Genomic DNA, 17064 nt, shown 5'->3' with positions numbered 1-17064 from the left:
GTCTTCGGCGTGCCCTCGGGGCGGTGCTTGGACTGCCGCGTCTCCTGCGGCGGCTTGACGCCCTTGCCCTGCGCGTCGGCCCCGGCTCCCGCCGCCCCGGCTCCGGCACCCGCCGCTGCCGCCCCGGCTCCGGCGCCCGCCGCGCCCGCTCCGGTCACCCCGGCTCCGGCCGCTCCGGCCGCCGCCCAGCCGACCGACGAGGGCGCCTACGTGACCCCGCTGGTGCGCAAGCTCGCCGCCGAGAACGGCGTCGACCTGTCCACCGTCAAGGGCACCGGCGTCGGCGGCCGCATCCGCAAGCAGGACGTCCTGGCCGCCGCCGAGGCCGCCAAGGCCGCCGCTGCCGCCCCGGCTCCGGCCGCAGCGGCCCCGGCCGCCAAGAAGGCCCCGGCCCTCGAGGTCTCCCCGCTGCGCGGCCAGACCGTCAAGATGCCGCGGATCCGCAAGGTCATCGGCGACAACATGGTCAAGGCCCTGCACGAGCAGGCCCAGCTGTCCTCGGTGGTCGAGGTCGACGTGACCCGCCTGATGCGTCTGCGCGCCCAGGCCAAGGACGCGTTCTCGGCCCGCGAGGGTGTCAAGCTCTCCCCGATGCCGTTCTTCGTGAAGGCGGCGGCGCAGGCGCTGAAGGCCCACCCGGTCATCAACGCCAAGATCAACGAGGCCGAGGGCACAATCACCTACTTCGACTCCGAGAACATCGGTATCGCGGTGGACTCCGAGAAGGGCCTGATGACCCCGGTCATCAAGCACGCGGGCGACCTCAACATCGCCGGCATCGCCAAGGCCACGGCGGAGCTCGCGGGCAAGGTCCGCGCCAACAAGATCACGCCCGACGAGCTGTCCGGCGCGACGTTCACCGTCTCCAACACCGGTTCGCGCGGTGCGCTCTTCGACACGATCATCGTGCCGCCGGGCCAGGTCGCGATCCTCGGCATCGGCGCCACGGTCAAGCGCCCGGCCGTCATCGAGACGGAGGAGGGCACGGTCATCGGCGTCCGTGACATGACCTACCTGACCCTCTCCTACGACCACCGTCTGGTGGACGGCGCCGACGCGGCCCGTTACCTGACGGCGGTCAAGGCGATCCTGGAGGCGGGCGAGTTCGAGGTCGAGCTGGGCCTCTGAGCCACCGACATGGTGACCGACCGCTACGGCGCCCCCGTCCGGGACCTTCCGGGCGGGGGCGCCGCGTTTGTCGGTCCCCGCGGTGTGTAAGCCTCGTCTCACCTGCGAGAAAGCGCCCCCGTGCGCCCTTCCCGCACGGGCCTGCGGCCGTATTGTCTAAACGTCGAACGCCCCAGGGGCCGGTGGGCCCCCACTGAAGGAGCCCCTCATGACCGCGCCCGTCGTCCACTCGCTGCGCGAGCAGATCCGCGAGCACATCGTGGAGGGGATCGTCAGCGGGCGCTGGAAGCCGGGCGAGCGGATCGTGGAGCGGCGGATCGCCACGGAGCTGGAGGTCAGTCAGACGCCGGTCCGGGAGGCGCTGCGCGAGCTGGAGTCGCTGCGGCTGATCGAGTCCGCGCCCAACAAGGGCGTGCGGGTGCGGAATCTAACGGCCGCCGATCTGGAGGAGAGCTACCCGGTCCGTGCCGGTCTGGAGGCCATCGCGGCGGAGCTGGCGGCGGAGCGGCTGGCGGAGGACTGCTCGGCCCTGGAGCCCCACGTCTCGGCGCTCTACGAGGCGGACCGCAGGTCGGACGGGACGGGCCAGGTGCGGCACACGGTGGCGTTCCACCGGGAGCTGGTGCGGGCGGCCGGCAACTCGGTGCTGCTGCACACCTGGGAGGGTCTGGGCATCGAGGTGTTCACGGCCCTGTCGATCCGCTGGCTGGGGACGGTGCAGCAGTCGTACGCGGAGGAGCACGAGGAGCTGGTGGCCGCGTTCCAGAGGCGCGACCCCCGGATCGCGGAGATCGTGAAGGCGCATGTCCTCGGGTGCGCCCCGCGGGCGTAGGGACGTCCCGAGCACCGGAGCAGCCCCCCGCTCAGACGCACGCCACCTGCGGAGATCCAGGTTTGGACCGACACTCGGTGTCTCCACCGGAGGCACCCCGTGCCGACTTTCTCGAAATCAAGAGTTTTTGGCCTTCACCCCTTTGATCGATCATCGATCAGCGGGTTACAGTCGCCGACGGACTTCCACCGAAGTCCGCTGCCCTGTCCTGCCAAAGACCAAGGGCAACCCCCGGCCCTTACCGATGAGGGCACCCCCTTCGACTGAGGAAGGCGGCGACATGACCGACCCCAACGCCATCCAGCCGAGCGAGCTCGACCAGCTCCCGGACCGCGACCCGGAGGAGACCGCCGAATGGCAGGCCTCCCTGGACGCCGTCGCCGAGGCGGCCGGACCGCACCGTGCCGCGTACCTGATGCGCCGCACGCTGGAGCGCGCCGAGGGCGCCGGCATCGCGCTGCCGAAGCTTCTCGAGACCGACTACGTCAACACCATCCCGACCGCCGTCGAGCCGTCCGTGCCCGGTGACGAGGCGATGGAGGCCCGGATCGCCGCCTGGAACCGCTGGAACGCGGCCGCGATGGTGACCCGCGGCAGCAAGTACGGCGTCGGCGGCCACATCGCCACCTTCGCCTCCGCCGCCTGGCTCTACGAGACCGGCTTCAACCACTTCTTCAAGGGCAAGGAGGGCGACGGTTCGGGTGACCAGCTGTACATCCAGGGTCACGCCTCCCCCGGCATCTACGCCCGTGCCTTCCTCGACGGCCGCCTGAACGAGCACCACCTCGACAACTTCCGCCAGGAGTCCGGCGGCAACGGTCTGCCCTCCTACCCGCACCCGCGCCGTCTGCCCTGGCTGTGGGAGTTCCCCACCGTCTCCATGGGTCTCGGCCCGCTGTCGGCGATCTACCAGGCGCGCTTCAACCGCTATCTGACCAACCGCGGCATCAAGGACGTCTCGGCGTCCCACGTCTGGGCCTTCCTCGGCGACGGCGAGATGGACGAACCGGAGTCGACGGCCGCACTCGCGCTCGCCGCCCGTGAGGAGCTGGACAACCTCACCTTCGTCATCAACTGCAACCTTCAGCGCCTCGACGGCCCGGTCCGCGCCAACTTCAAGATCGTGCAGGAGCTGGAGGCCCAGTTCCGTGGTGCCGGCTGGAACGTCGTCAAGACGCTCTGGGGCAGCGCCTGGGACGAGCTGTTCGCCCTCGACACCACGGGCGCGCTCGTCCGCCGGCTGCGTGAGGTACCGGACGCGCAGGTCCAGACGTACCAGACCCGCGACGCCGCCTACATCCGCCAGGACTTCTTCGGCAAGGACCCGGCGCTCGTCGAGATGGCGAAGCTGCTGACCGACGACAAGATCCTCGACTGCTTCCACTTCTCGCGCGGCGGTCACGAGCCGCGCAAGGTGTACGCCGCGTACAAGGCCGCCGTGGAGCACAAGGGCGCTCCCACGGTGATCCTGGCCCAGACGGTCAAGGGGCACACCCTCGGCACGGGCTTCGCGTCGAAGAACGCCAACCACCAGATGAAGAAGCTGACGGTGGACGAGTTCAAGGCGATGCGCGACCTGCTGGAGCTGCCGATCTCCGACGCGCGGTTCGCCGACGGCGTGGTGCCCTACGGCCATCCGGGCGCCGACTCCCCCGAGGTCCGCTACCTCCAGGAGCGCCGCGCGGCCCTCGGCGGTCCCGCCCCGGCCCGCCGCGTCCACTCCCTCGCGCCGCTGCCCGCCCCGGCCGAGAAGTCGTTCGCGTCCTTCGACAAGGGCTCCGGCTCCCAGAACGTGGCGACCACCATGGCGTTCGTCCGCCTGGTCAAGGACCTGGTCCGGGACAAGGAGACGGGCCGGCGCTGGGTGCCCATCGTCCCGGACGAGGCGCGCACCTTCGGCATGGAGTCGCTCTTCCCGTCCCTCGGCATCTACTCGCCGAAGGGCCAGACGTACGAGCCGGTCGACCGTGACCAGCTGATGTACTACAAGGAGGCCAAGAACGGCCAGATCCTCAACGAGGGGATCACCGAGGCCGGTTCGATGGCCGACTTCATCGCCGCATCGACCGCGTACGCCACGCACGGCGAGGCGATGATCCCCTTCTACATCTTCTACTCGATGTTCGGCTGGCAGCGCACCGCCGACCAGATGTGGCAGCTCGCCGACCAGCTGGGCCGTGGCTTCCTGGTCGGCGCCACCGCGGGCCGTACGACGCTGACGGGCGAGGGCCTCCAGCACGCCGACGGCCACTCCCCGGTGATCGCGGCCACCAACCCGGCCGCGCTGACCTACGACCCGGCCTTCGCGTACGAGATCGCCGTGATCGTCAAGGACGGTCTGCGCCGTATGTACGGCGAGACGGCGCCGGGCGAGGACCCGAACGTCTTCTACTACCTCACCGTCTACAACGAGCCGCTGCCGCAGCCGGCGAAGCCGTCCGGCCTCGGTATCGACGAGGGCATCGTCAAGGGCCTGTACCGCTTCAACACCGCGGAGTCGGCGGGCCTGTCCCCCGTGTCCCGCGAGCTCTCGACTTCGCTCGAGCAGGGAGGCACTCCCGTCGCCCCGCGCATCCAGCTGCTGGGCTCCGGCACCGCGATCCACTGGGCGCTTCAGGCGCAGAAGCTGCTCGCCGAGGACTGGGGCGTCGCGGCCGATGTGTGGTCTGCGACGTCCTGGGGCGAGCTGCGCCGGGACGCCATGGAGGCGGACGCGGCGCTGCTGCGGGGCGAGGAGCGGGTGCCGTACATCCGGCAGGCGCTCCAGGGCGCCGAGGGCCCGGTCCTCGCGGTGTCCGACTACATGCGCCAGGTGCCGGACCAGATCGCGCAGTGGGTGGAGCAGGACTACTCCTCGCTGGGCGCCGACGGCTTCGGTCTCTCGGACACCCGTGAGGCCGCCCGCCGCCACTTCGGCGTCGACGCCCCGTCGATCGTGGTGGCGGCCCTCGCCCAGCTCGCCCGGCGCGGCGAGGTCGAGTCGACGGCCGTCAAGGAGGCCCGGGAGAAGTACGGCCTGTAAGGGCCCGTGACGCGGTGAGGGTGAAGGGGTACGGCGGCCGCCGTGCCCCTTCGCTGTCGGCGGCCGGGGGCATGATGGCCCCATGCGTGCCGCTCGCCTGATCAAGATGGTGCTGCTGCTCCAGTCCCGGACATCGATGACCGCGGCCGAGCTGGCCCGTGAGCTGGAGGTGTCCGAGCGGACCGTCACCCGGGACGCGCAGGCGCTGTCCGAGGCGGGGGTCCCGGTGTACGCCGAGCGCGGGCGGGCCGGGGGCTACCGGCTCGTCGGCGGCTACCGCACCCGGCTGACCGGGCTCGGGCGCGGCGAGGCGGAGGCGCTGTTCCTCAGCGGGGTGCCGGGGGCGCTGCGCGAGATGGGCCTCGAGGACGCGGCCTCCGCGGCCCGGCTCAAGGTGTCCGCCGCTCTGCTGCCCTCGCTGCGCGACGCCTCCCGTACGGCGGCGCAGCGCTTTCATCTGGACGCACCGGCCTGGTTCACGGAGCCGGAAGCCCCGCCGCTGCTGCCCCGGGTCGCGGACGCGGTCTGGGACGACCGCCGGATCACCGCGGGGTACCGGCGGGGCACGGACGAGGTGAAGCGGGAGCTGGAGCCGTACGGGCTCGTGCTCAAGGCGGGTGTCTGGTACCTGTGCGCGCGGGTGGCGGCGGCCGGGGCCTTCCGGGTGTACCGCATCGACCGGTTCACGGCCGTGGCCTTCGGCGGGGAGCGGTTCACGCGGGACGAGGAGTTCGATCTGCCCGCCTTCTGGGCGGAGCGGGCCGAGCAGTTCGCGGGGTCCCTGCTGCGCGCCGAGGTCGTGGTGCGGCTGTCCGGGGAGGGCGTGCGCAGGCTGCCCCACGCCGTGGATCCCGCGTCGGCCCGCGCGGCGCTGGCGGCTGTGGGCGCCCCGGACGGGCAGGGATGGGTGACGGTGACCCTGCCGGTGGAGTCCGAGGAGGTCGCGCACGCGCAACTGAGGGCGCTGGGGCCGGAGGTCGAGGTACTGGCACCGCGGGAACTGCGCGCCCGTTTCGCACGGGACGCACTGCGGCTCACCCGGCTCTACGGCCCGTGACGTTCCGCCGTACTCCGCGTGCGCCCCACCCGCCGAGGGCCGATGCTGGTCCCGTGATGGACGAGACGGAGTTCTGGGAGCTGGTGGACGCGAGCCGCGAGGCCGCCGGGGGCGACCCCGACGAGCAGGCCGACCATCTGGTCGAACGGCTGCTCCGGCTGGATCCGGACACCGTGCTGGACTTCGCCCGCCACTTCGAGGGCCGCTACAACCGCTCCTACCGCTGGGACCTGTGGGGCGCCGCCTGGGTGCTGCTCGACGGGGCGAGCGACGACGCGTTCGACTTCTTCCGGTGCTGGCTGATCGGCCAGGGCCGGGAGGTCTTCGAGGGAGCCCTGCACGACCCCGACTCGCTCGCCGGCCTTCTGGGCGACTTCGACGAGGAGGTCGACGGGGACGGCGAGGAGCTGGGCTACGCCGCGGACGAGGCGTACGAGCAGCTGACCGGGACCGTGGCGCCCGACCTGGGCATCGCGCCCACGGCCTCCGAGCCGGAGGGAACACCGTTCGACCTGGAGGACGAGTCCGTGCTCGCCGAGCGCTACCCCAGGCTGTGGGAACGCTTCAAGGACTGACGCGGCTCCCGGTCCGGCTGCCGGCGCCCACAGTCCCGCTTCGGTCACCGCCTGCCCTGGAGATGCGCCGCCCGTTGCCTGATCGCCGGGAGCATGGCGCTGAGGGCCGCGCCGGGACAGCTGGTCGCGTAGCCGTCCCGGTGACCCGCCAGGGCGGGCAGCAGGACGGTGACGCCCTGCCGGTAACGGCTCTTGCCGTTGCTGGAGACGAGCCGCACCCTGGTGCGCGGGTCGATGTCCGCGAGTCCCAGCTTCCATGCGGCCAGGGCCGCGATCGCGTTGGTCATGGCCCGGGGCACAGGTACGCCCGCCGTGAAGGTTCCGATCGCGGCGATGCCCGCGGTGCGGTGGTTGAAGCCCTGGGTGTGGGCACCGGTGACGGGACGTTCGACGCCGCCCGCCCGGCCCTCGTAGATCCTGCCGCAGCGGTCGACGAGGAAGTTGTAGCCGATGTCGTCCCAGCGGCGGTAGCCGATCTGGCCCGCGTACAGCGCCCTGATGATGCGCGGCACGTCGGCGCAGGCGTAACGGTTGGGCGAGTCGGTGTGGTGCACGAACACCGCGATGACCTTGTCGTCGTAGCGCGGCGGCGGCCGGTGCGTCACGCCCCCGTGCGACCAGGCCGACCGCGGCACGATGCGCGGCCTGGGCGCCGAATGCAGCACGGCCGAGCGGGCCTCCACCGCGTGCGCGGGACGGACCGTCACCGTCCGTTCGACGCGGGACGCGCAGGTCATCAGCGCGAAGGAGGAGGCGAACCCGGGCAGACAGCCGAGCAGCAGCAGGGCGGTCCCCGGGAGCCGTACACACCGTGGCCGGATCGGCATGGCTCTTGGCACGACACACATGAACCCACTGTCGGCCGGTCCCCGTGCATCCGCGATGTGCGCTGTGCCACCTGGCGGAACCATTGTCCCGGTCCAGGACGTTTCTACTGGTCGACGCGTGCGGCCGTCTTCCCCGGCCCCCCGCGCGTGTGGCTGATCACTGGACCCCTGCGGCGCGTACTAAGGGGTCCTAGAGAAAGGCGGCTTCGTGGACCTGCTCGACATCCTGCTGATGCTGGTCATCCTGGCCTACGCGGCGTCCGGCTACCGGCGCGGACTGGTGGCCGGCTGTGTCTCCCTGGCCGGCTTCGTGGGCGGGGCCGTCGTCGGTGTGTGGATCCTGCCGTGGGTGATGAACCTGGTGACGCGCGGGACGACGGGGGCGACGGTGACCGCGGTGTTCACCGTGCTGGTCCCGGCGGTGGTGGGCCACGAGCTGGCGGGACGCCTAGCGCTGAAGCTGCGGCGCGAGCTGGACCGGGCCGGCCGGGGTCCGCTGCGGGTGGCGGACGGGATCGGCGGGGCGGCGGCCAACACGCTGGCCGTGCTGATCGTGGCGTGGGTGGCCGCGAGCGTGCTCGGGGCCTCCTCCTCCCCGATGGTCACGGAGGCGATCCGGGAGTCGCGGCTGCTGGGCACCGTGCAGAAGGCGATGCCGGACACCACCCCGGCCTGGTTCTCGCGCGCCACGACCGCGCTCTCCCAGGCCGGCTTCCCGCAGGTCTTCAACCCGTTCGAGAACGAACCGACGGCCGGGGTGGCCAAGCCCTCGGGGGACAGCGTCACGGCGAGCGCGACGAACGCCGCCAAGCTCAGCACGGTGAAGATCGAGGGCGCCTCGGGCACCCAGGGCCGTGAGGGCAGCGGCTTCGTGTACGCGACTCGGCATGTCATGACCAACGCCCACGTGGTGGCGGGCATCGACGACCCGACGGTCCGCGTCGGCGGCGTGGGCCCCTCGTACGCGGCCCGGGTGGTGCTCTTCGACCCGGACCGGGACGTGGCCGTGCTGTATGTGCCGGATCTGCGCGCGCCCGTGCTGCGCTTCGACGGCGAGGCCAAGCGCGGCGACGCGGCCGTGGTCGCTGGCTATCCCGAGGACGGCGATCTGACACTGCGGGCCGCCACCGTCGCGAGCCGGATCCATGCCACGGGCCAGAACATCTACAGCACGGACACCGTCACCCGGGAGATCTACTCGATCCGCTCCACCGTGCTGCCCGGCAACTCCGGTGGTCCGCTGCTCACCACGGACGGCCAGGTCTACGGCGTCGTCTTCGCCCGCTCCACCTCGGACCCGGAGACGGGGTACGTGCTGACGGCGGACGAGGTCGCGGGCGACGCCGGACGCGCGGCGCACGCCACGGCGCCGGTGGACACGGGCGACCTCGTCACCTCGTGAGCCTCACCCGGCTCACAGGAACCGGCCCATGAGCACGTCGTCGACGTACGTCCCGTCCAGCAGGAACTCCTCGGGCAGGATGCCCTCCACCACGAACCCCTCGGACTCGTAGAGCGTGCGGGCCGGGGTGTTGTGTCCGAGGACGCGCAGGGTGAGGCGCCGCGCTCCCCGCCGCCTCGCCTCCGCCTGAGCGGCCCGCAGCAAGGCCCGGCCGACCCCCGCGCCGCGGGCCTCGTCGGCGACGGCGAGCCCCTGGATCTGCCGGACGTGCGCGTTGCACTCCAGCGGTGTCGGGAAGCCGAGCCGGAGGAAGCCGACGACGGCGCCGGCGAGTTCGGCGACGAGGTGGTCCCGCGGCCCGAACCGCTCGGTGAAGAAAGGCTCGTACGGCGGCTCGGGACGCGGCTGTACGGAGTGCAGCAAAGACCAGGTGGCCCGGTCGAGGCGGCCGAGGGCGTCCTCGTCGTGGGATGTGGCGAGGCGTATGTACGGAACGGGCATGGGGCTCACTGTACGGCCGGGACACGAGAGCCCGTCCGGGGATTTTCCGGGGCCGCCGGGCGGGTCGGGCGGGGCCCACGGGGCAGGATGGGCCCATGGAACGTTCCCGAATCGCCGTGGCCGGTGCGTCCGGTCTGATCGGCAGCGCCCTCGTGCGATCGCTGACCGCGGACGGCCACGAGGTCGTGCGTCTGGTGCGGCGCGCGGCCCGGGGCGAGGGCGAGGTCTGCTGGGACCCCGAGGGGCAGTACATCGACGCGGCGGGGCTCGTCGGGTGCGACGCCGTGGTGAACCTCGCCGGGGCCGGTATCGGTGACCGCCGGTGGACGGACGCGTACAAGAAGACGGTCCGCGACAGCCGGGTGCTGGGCACGGCGGCGCTCGCGGAGGCGGTCGCCTCTCTGCCCGACCCTCCGCGTGTGTTCGTGAGCGGCAGCGCGATCGGCTTCTACGGCGACACGGGGGACCGGGTGGTCGACGAGCAGGCACCGCCCGGCGACGGCTTCCTGCCCTCGCTGTGCGTGGAGTGGGAGGAAGCCGCGGCCCCGGCTCAGGAGGCGGGTGTACGGACGGTGTTCGCGCGGACGGGTCTGGTGGTGGCCCGTGGGGGCGGGGCCTGGGGGCGGCTGTTCCCGCTCTTCCGGGCGGGGCTCGGCGGGCGCATGGGGAACGGGAGCCAGTACTGGTCGTACATCGCGCTGCACGACGAGGTGGCGGCGCTGCGCCATCTGATCGGCCGTGAGGACCTGACGGGGCCCTTCAATCTGACGGCTCCGCAGCCGTTGACGAACCGTGAGATCACCGAGGCGATGGGGCGGGTGCTACGTCGGCCGACGCTGTTCCCGGTGCCCGCGCCGGCCCTGCGGGTGGCGCTCGGTGAGATGTCCGGGGACGTGCTCGGAAGTGCGCGGGTGGTGCCGAAGCGGCTGCTGGAGTCCGGGTTCTCCTTCGCGTTCCCGGGGATCGAGGAGGCACTGCGGGCCGCGCTGGAGCGGTAGGGGGCAGGGTGGCCGTGGTGCCCGGCGGGGAGCGGGAGACACGGGATGGCCGCTTCCGCCCGTATGCGACCGCTGTGCGACCGTGCTCTGTTGATGCGCGACTTCACCTGACCGTTCACGGACCTACGCTCGATCCGAACTCGGGTATTTCTCCAGCCTGTTGGGGGCATGACGTCTCCACCGGCCGCACAACCTCGAGGAGGGGCACGTGCTACAGCCCGTGTATCAGGCGGACGTCGTCATCGTGGGGGCCGGGCTCGCCGGCCTCGCGGCGGCCCACCGGCTGACCAGCGCAGGAGTCACGACTGCGGTCCTGGAGGCCGCCCCTTACGTCGGCGGGCGCATGTCGACCGAGAAGGTCGACGGCTTCCGGCTCGACCGGATCGGACAGTTCCTGTCCACCGCGTACCCCGAACTGCGCCGGACCCCGGGGCTCGAAACCCTCGTCCTGCGCCCCTTCGCGCCGGGTGTCCTGGTGCACAGCGAGGGGCGCCACCACCGTGCGGGTGCCGCACCGGCGGGCGGGGGCGCAGGGGGCGCACGGACGGCGCTGAGCGCCGTACGCGCCCTCGCAACCGCTCCTCGTACGGCGTCCGCGCCCTGGCCGGTGAGCGGCTCGGGCCTGGCGCGCACCGCCCGGTCGCTGGCGACGGGATCCCGCGGGACCGGGTCGCGGCCGGCCACCCCGCTGGGCAGTGCCATGGACCAGGCCCGGCTGGGTGCGGCACTGGCGCGGATCGCCTCGACCCCGATGGAACGGCTGCTGGCCCGGCCCGAGTCGGCCACCGGGCACGCCCTCGCGGCACGCGGGATCCCCGCCCGGACCGTCGACGGCTTTCTCCGCCCCCTGCTGGCCGCCCTGTTGTGCGACCCGGAGCTGACCACGTCGAGCCGCTGTGCCGATCTCGCTCTGCGTGCCTTCGCGAGCGGCCGGCTGTGCATGCCGGAGGGCGGCGCGGAGGTCCTGCCCGAGCTGCTGGCCCGGGCGCTGCCGCCGGGCACCGTGCACACCGGGGTGCGTGCCACCTCCATCTCCACGACGTCGGTGACCACCGCGGAACACGGTGAACTGCGGTGCCACGCCGTCCTGCTGGCCACCGACGCGTCCGCCGCCGCCGAGCTGCTGCCGGGACTGCGCGTGCCGGACTTCCACCCCGTCACCGTCGTCCACCACACCATGGAGGAGCCGCCGGGGACGGGTGCCTCGCTGCTGCTCGACGCGGACCGCGACGGCCCGGTGGCGCACACGGCGGTCGTGAGCCTGGTGGACCCGTCCCGGGCACCCGCGGGCCGCGCCCTGGTCTCCTCCACGGTCCTCGGCACGCCCCCCGACGATGTCGACGGTGCCGTAAGGGCCCATCTGGCGTGGCTGTACGGCACCTCGACCACGCGCTGGGAGACGCTCGCCGTACACCACACCGCGCGGGCCGTGCCGGCGATGCGGCCGCCGCACGATCTCCGCCGGCCGGTGCGGCTGCTGGCCGGGCTGTATGTGTGCGGCGACCACCGGGACACCAGTACGGTCCAGGGCGCGCTGCACTCGGGCCGCCGGGCCGCGTCCGCCGTCCTGGCCGACCTGGGCGCTGGCCCGACCCGCCTCGCGGACCCGCTGCCCACGGCGGCCTGAGGCTCAGCCCAGCGCGGCCACCTTGTCGCGGTAGCCGCGCACGGGTGCCGCGTCCCGGTACGGCTCCAGTCGGCGCTCGAAGTCCCGTACGTACTCCACCGCCCGCACCGACCGCATCTCCGACGCCTGCCCGGCGGCCTCGGCCGCGAGCTGGCAGGCCAGGTCCAGCTCGCCGAGGCCGAGCCGTGCCGAGGCGAGCACGACCCGGCAGAACAGCCTGCTGCGGGCGTAGCCGGGCGCCCGCAGCTGGAGCGAGCGTTCGGCGTGCTGGACCGCGGCCCGGTACTGCTGGAGGTCCCGGTGGCAGTGCCCGAACTCGTCGGCGAGCTGCGCCTCGTCGAAGAACCGCGCCCAGTGGGGGGCGTCGTCGCCCGGCCGGGCGGACTCCAGCGCGCGCTCGGCCCGCACCAGCGAGGCCGTGCACGCCCGTACCTCGCCGAGCACACCGTGGCCGCGCGCCTCCACGGCGTGCAGCAGCGCCTGGACGGCGGGCGGCGGCGAGGTGCCCACGCCCTGCTGGGCCACGCGCGCCAGCTGCACGGCCTCGCGCCCATGACCGAGATAGACGGCCTGCCGGCTCATGGTGATCAGGACATAGGCCCCGTAGAGGCGGTCCCCGGCCGCCTGGGCCAGCCGCAGCGCCTGGACGAAGTAGCGCTGGGCGAGACCGTGGGCGCCGATGTCGTACGACGTCCAGCCGGCGAGCCGGGTGAGGTCGGCGGCCGCGGCGAACAGCCGGCGGCCGGTCTGCTCGCCGTAGGTGCCGCGGAGCATCGGCTCGGCCTCGTGCTCCAGGTAGCGCACGAGCGCCTGGCGGGCGTGTCCCCCGCCGTACGCGTGGTCGAGGGCCCGGAACAGCTCGCCCACCGACCGGAGCGCGGCGATGTCCCCGCCGGTGACCTTCTGGCCCGGTCCGCGCTCGGACTGGCTGCGCTGCCGCGACGAGGCGCCCCCCGGTTCGGGTGCGGTGGAGAACTTGGGGGACGCGGGACGGCCCTGGGCGGGGACGCGGGCGATCGTCTCGCCGCGGCTCACCCTGTCGTCGGCCCGCCCGATCAGCCAGTCCCGGCTGGGCACCACCAGCCCGGCCGGGGTGAACGCGATCTTGCGCAGCTCGGCATGGCTGCCGGAGTCCTTGCGCCACAGACCGCTGACGATGTCCACGGCCTCCTCCGGGGTGGCGGCGAACTCCAGGCCCGCGTACACCGGGGCGCAGGCGTCCAGCCCGAGGTCCTGCGCGGTGAGCCGGCGTCCGAGCCGCCGGGTGAACACCTCGGCGATGAGCGCGGGCGTGGTGCCGCGCGGCTGCTGCCCGCGCAGCCATCGGGTCACGGATGTCTTGTCGTATCTGAGATCGAGCCCGTGTTCGAGACCCAGCTGGTCGACGCGACGGGCGAGACCGGCGTTGGAGAACCCCGCTTCTGCGATGAGCGCGGCGAGCTGTCGGTTGGGGGTGCGCTGCGCGGGTCGTTCCGTCATCTGCGGTGCGGTCTCCTGCCTTCCGGGCACCGCCACCGGCCCGGGGAGGCATGTGCGCCTCCCCGGGTCGCCGCGGTACCCGTATCGCCTTGGTGAGCAGCCCTCATGGCCTCGTGGACGGCGCGAATGTAGCGGAGAGTGAGCGGGTGATCGCAGTCTTCGATATGCATTCATCCGATCGTGTGAGGATTGCCCGGTCCGGCTGACGGGGCACCCGGCCCCACCGTCACCCGGTCGGACGTACAGTGGCGTGGGCGTCCGTCGCGCCTTACGAAGCTTCTAGGGAGGCGCTTGCCGTGAGTGAGTTGCGGTTCGTCCGTATGGGGTTCGGGGCCGATGCCGTCGAGTACCAGGAGGCGTGGGACGAACAGCGCCGGGTGCATGCCGCCCGCTTCGCGGAGGAGATCCCCGACACCTGCCTGCTCCTCGAGCACCCGCCGGTCTACACGGCGGGCCGGCGCACGGCGCCCGACGAGCGCCCCCTGGACGGCACGCCGGTCATCGACGTGGACCGCGGCGGCAAGATCACCTGGCATGGCCCCGGCCAGCTGGTGGGCTACCCGATCCAGAAGCTCCCGCGCCCGGTCGACGTCGTCGCCCATGTGCGCCGTCTGGAGGAGGCCCTCATCCGCTCCTGTGCGGAGTTCGGCCTGGAGACGACCCGGGTCGAGGGCCGCAGCGGCGTCTGGGTGCTCGGCGACCCGGTGGAACAGCGCCCGTCCCTCGGCGGTCTCTCCCTGGACTTCGACCCGCGTCTGACCGACGAGGAGTTCGACCCGCGGCTCAACGGCCCGGAGTACGCGCCTTCCAACGCCGGCCAGCGCCGGGAGGACCGCAAGATCGCGGCGATCGGCATCCGGGTCGCCAAGGGCGTCACGATGCACGGCTTCGCGCTCAACGTGAACCCCGACAACATCTGGTTCGACCGGATCATCCCGTGCGGCATCCGGGACGCGGGCGTCACCTCCCTGGCGAACGAGCTGGGGCGGGACGTGACCGTCGGCGAGGTGCTGCCGGTGGTCGAACGGCACCTGAAGGACGTCCTGGAGAACGCCGACCTGAAGCCGCGGGAGATCGAGCGGACGTCGGTGTAGCGGCCGAGCGGGGGAATGCACCCCCGCTGCCCGTGGTTGGCCCACACACGGGGGCCCATACATCACGGGCGTACGCTGTGTACGCCGAAGAATCGAAAGTCTACGCAGACAGGCAGGGAGCCGACGTGTCCGCAGTCGCACCCGACGGACGCAAGATGCTGCGCCTGGAGGTCCGCAACAGCCAGACCCCCATCGAGCGCAAGCCCGAGTGGATCAAGACCCGGGCGAAAATGGGTCCCGAGTACACGAAGATGCAGAACCTCGTGAAGAGCGAGGGCCTGCACACGGTCTGCCAGGAAGCGGGCTGCCCCAACATCTACGAATGCTGGGAGGACCGCGAGGCCACCTTCCTCATCGGCGGCGACCAGTGCACCCGGCGCTGTGACTTCTGCCAGATCGACACCGGCAAGCCCGAGGCGCTCGACCGCGACGAGCCCCGCCGCGTGGGCGAGTCCGTGGTCACCATGGACCTGAACTACGCCACGATCACCGGTGTCGCCCGCGACGACCTCGAGGACGGCGGCGCCTGGCTGTACGCCGAGACGGTCCGGGAGATCCACCGGCAGACGGCGGACCGCGAGGGCGGTCACACCAAGGTCGAGCTTCTCGCCCCCGACTTCAACGCGGTGCCCGAACAGCTCGATGAGGTCTTCTCCTCCCGTCCGGAGGTCTTCGCGCACAACGTCGAGACCGTCCCGCGGATCTTCAAGCGCATCCGTCCCGGTTTCCGCTACGAGCGCTCCCTGAGGGTGATCACCCAGGCTCGCGACTACGGCCTGGTGACCAAGTCGAACCTGATCCTCGGCATGGGCGAGACCCGCGAGGAGGTCAGCGAGGCGCTGCGCCAGCTGCACGACGCCGGCTGCGAGCTGGTCACCATCACGCAGTATCTGCGCCCGAGCGTGCGCCACCACCCGGTGGAGCGGTGGGTCAAGCCGCAGGAGTTCGTGGAGCTGAAGGAGGAGGCCGAACAGATCGGCTTCTCCGGTGTCATGTCCGGCCCGCTGGTCCGCTCCTCGTACCGCGCCGGACGGCTCTACCGGATGGCGATCGAGAAGCGCGGCGCGTACATCGCTTCGCAGGCCGTCTGACACCGGTTCGCATATGCTGCCGGCACCCCGTGCCAGTTCCCGCGTGTGAACCCGCACACAACCGACTACTGAGCCGTAATGGCCGATTGACGCGGTCCCGACCGTCCCCGCAGATGGGGGCGCCGTCAGGGCCGCGTCAGGCTTTTGGGACTCCGCATCAAGGCTTCATTGGCGTTTGACCGGTCAGTCACGCCCTGGTAACACCAAACAGTGACGCTGGACTCACGCCACGTACAGCCCCTGCCCAATCGCCGACCCGAGGGGGAACCTCCGCCATGCAGGCCGCGCCCGTACGCGCCACCGCGATCCCGTCGTTCACCGATGCACTCCGTGCCATCGAGGCGCTTCTCATGAGCGGCGGGCAGCGCACCGCCCGCCAGAACGCCTGGACCTCCGTCCTGGAGGACCGCCGCCGCGCCAAGGCCCGCGTCGAGGCGCAGCGCGTGTTCGAATCCGCGGCATCGTCCCGCTCGTAGGACGACCGCTCTTCCCTTCTCTCTCCCCTCCTCCTCCCCTCCCGGAGCGTCCCCACCGCTCCCCCCACACGCGGCACTGCCGTCGTCGCCGCTCCCTGGGCCACGTAGACTTCGTGGCATGGCGAGGAAGGAACCGGCAGCGGACGCTGCGAACGCCGGGCGACTGAAGCAGATCGCCCTTACCTACAAGATGACCAGCAAGGCCGACCCCAAGATCGGTCTTGTACTCGCGGCTGTCGGAATCATCATTTTCGGTGTCTTCCTCGCGATCGGTTTTTTGATCCACCACCCCGTTTATCTCGGCATCCTCGGCTTCCTGCTCGCCTTCCTCGCGATGGCGATCGTCTTCGGACGCCGGGCCGAGCGCGCCGCTTTCGGCCAGATGGAAGGCCAGCCGGGCGCCGCCGCGGCGGTTCTGGACAACATCGGCCGTGGCTGGACCACCACTCCGGCGGTCGCGATGAACCGCAGCCAGGACGTGGTGCACCGGGCGGTGGGCAAGGCCGGCATCGTGCTGGTCGCCGAGGGCAACCCCAACCGGGTCAAGAGCCTGCTGGCCGCCGAGAAGAAGAAGATGGCCCGGATCGTCGCGGACGTGCCGGTGCACGATCTGGTCGTCGGCACGGGCGAGGGCCAGGTGGAGCTGAAGAAGCTCCGCACGACGATGCTGAAGTTCCCGCGGGTGCTGACCGGTCCGCAGGTGACCGCGACCAATGACCGGCTGCGGGCGCTGGGCGATCTGATGAGCAACATGCCGCTGCCGAAGGGGCCGCTGCCGAAGGGGATGCGGATGCCGCGGGGTGGTCGCCAGCGGTGACGCTGCCGCTGGGCCCGCCCGGGTTTTCGGGGCCCTTGAAGAACCCGTGCGGTTCTTCGAGGGCCCCGCTTGTTTTGGGGGTGGGGTGGCTCGGGAGGGGTCCTGGGCGCGGGTCGGTCGGGGTGGTCGGTGGGGTGT

General features: G+C 72.0%; 15 protein-coding genes. 12 read left to right on the top strand and 3 right to left on the bottom strand.

The features are described from left to right. From sucB to ABZ876_RS16570, 5 genes are all read left to right on the top strand, one after another. Positions 1-1128, top strand: a 1128-nt coding sequence (gene sucB / locus ABZ876_RS16590; protein WP_361780651.1) for a 2-oxoglutarate dehydrogenase, E2 component, dihydrolipoamide succinyltransferase, incomplete at its 5' end; no start/stop codon positions are given. Between the two features lie 208 nt (positions 1129-1336). Next, positions 1337-1960, top strand: coding sequence for a GntR family transcriptional regulator (locus ABZ876_RS16585; RefSeq protein ID WP_361780648.1), 624 nt, complete (start codon positions 1337-1339; stop codon positions 1958-1960). A 280-nt stretch (positions 1961-2240) separates the two neighbouring features. Then, positions 2241-4982, top strand: a complete 2742-nt coding sequence (gene aceE / locus ABZ876_RS16580) for a pyruvate dehydrogenase (acetyl-transferring), homodimeric type (RefSeq protein WP_361780645.1) — start codon at positions 2241-2243, stop codon at positions 4980-4982. Between the two features lie 82 nt (positions 4983-5064). Further along, a complete protein-coding gene (locus tag ABZ876_RS16575) occupies positions 5065-6039 on the top strand; it encodes a YafY family protein (protein ID WP_361780642.1) in 975 nt (324 codons plus the stop codon). A 56-nt stretch (positions 6040-6095) separates the two neighbouring features. After that, positions 6096-6614 (top strand): DUF4240 domain-containing protein, encoded by a 519-nt coding sequence (locus ABZ876_RS16570; RefSeq protein WP_361780697.1) that lies wholly within the window; start codon positions 6096-6098, stop codon positions 6612-6614. Between the two features lie 44 nt (positions 6615-6658). On the opposite strand, the gene ABZ876_RS16565 is transcribed toward ABZ876_RS16570, so the two are convergent. Then, positions 6659-7462, bottom strand: coding sequence for a peptidoglycan recognition protein (locus ABZ876_RS16565; RefSeq protein ID WP_361780639.1), 804 nt, complete (start codon positions 7460-7462; stop codon positions 6659-6661). Between the two features lie 187 nt (positions 7463-7649). On the opposite strand from ABZ876_RS16565, the gene ABZ876_RS16560 reads away from it, so the two are divergent. Further along, positions 7650-8843 (top strand): MarP family serine protease, encoded by a 1194-nt coding sequence (locus ABZ876_RS16560; RefSeq protein WP_361780636.1) that lies wholly within the window; start codon positions 7650-7652, stop codon positions 8841-8843. A 12-nt stretch (positions 8844-8855) separates the two neighbouring features. Here ABZ876_RS16560 and ABZ876_RS16555 read toward each other — a convergent pair whose 3' ends face one another. Then, positions 8856-9344, bottom strand: a complete 489-nt coding sequence (locus tag ABZ876_RS16555) for a GNAT family N-acetyltransferase (RefSeq protein ID WP_361780633.1) — start codon at positions 9342-9344, stop codon at positions 8856-8858. A 95-nt stretch (positions 9345-9439) separates the two neighbouring features. Here ABZ876_RS16555 and ABZ876_RS16550 point away from each other — a divergent pair, with 95 nt between their 5' ends. Together ABZ876_RS16550 and ABZ876_RS16545 are read left to right on the top strand one after the other, a co-directional pair. Beyond that, positions 9440-10342, top strand: coding sequence for a TIGR01777 family oxidoreductase (locus ABZ876_RS16550; protein WP_361780630.1), 903 nt, complete (start codon positions 9440-9442; stop codon positions 10340-10342). Between the two features lie 208 nt (positions 10343-10550). Continuing rightward, complete coding sequence (locus ABZ876_RS16545) at positions 10551-11969, top strand: NAD(P)/FAD-dependent oxidoreductase (protein WP_361780627.1); 1419 nt, start codon at positions 10551-10553, stop codon at positions 11967-11969. A gap of 3 nt (positions 11970-11972) precedes the next feature. On the opposite strand, the gene ABZ876_RS16540 is transcribed toward ABZ876_RS16545, so the two are convergent. Continuing rightward, complete coding sequence (locus tag ABZ876_RS16540; protein WP_361780624.1) at positions 11973-13448, bottom strand: regulator; 1476 nt, start codon at positions 13446-13448, stop codon at positions 11973-11975. A 296-nt stretch (positions 13449-13744) separates the two neighbouring features. Here ABZ876_RS16540 and lipB point away from each other — a divergent pair, with 296 nt between their 5' ends. The 4 genes from lipB to ABZ876_RS16520 all read left to right on the top strand — a co-directional run bounded on the left by lipB (position 13745) and on the right by ABZ876_RS16520 (position 16926). Beyond that, positions 13745-14542, top strand: coding sequence for a lipoyl(octanoyl) transferase LipB (gene lipB, locus ABZ876_RS16535; RefSeq protein ID WP_361780621.1), 798 nt, complete (start codon positions 13745-13747; stop codon positions 14540-14542). 125 nt (positions 14543-14667) lie between these two features. After that, positions 14668-15633, top strand: a complete 966-nt coding sequence (gene lipA / locus ABZ876_RS16530; protein WP_361780618.1) for a lipoyl synthase — start codon at positions 14668-14670, stop codon at positions 15631-15633. A 275-nt stretch (positions 15634-15908) separates the two neighbouring features. Continuing rightward, positions 15909-16109, top strand: a complete 201-nt coding sequence (locus ABZ876_RS16525; protein ID WP_361780615.1) for a hypothetical protein — start codon at positions 15909-15911, stop codon at positions 16107-16109. Between the two features lie 118 nt (positions 16110-16227). Next, positions 16228-16926, top strand: coding sequence for a DUF4191 domain-containing protein (locus tag ABZ876_RS16520; protein ID WP_361780612.1), 699 nt, complete (start codon positions 16228-16230; stop codon positions 16924-16926). Positions 16927-17064 lie beyond the last annotated feature (138 nt).

The sequence above is a fragment of the Streptomyces sp. NPDC046931 genome, assembly GCF_040644655.1.
Lineage (GTDB): Bacteria > Actinomycetota > Actinomycetes > Streptomycetales > Streptomycetaceae > Streptomyces.
Note: the sequence above shows the minus strand (reverse complement) of the source record. Positions and strands in the feature narration are given on the sequence as shown.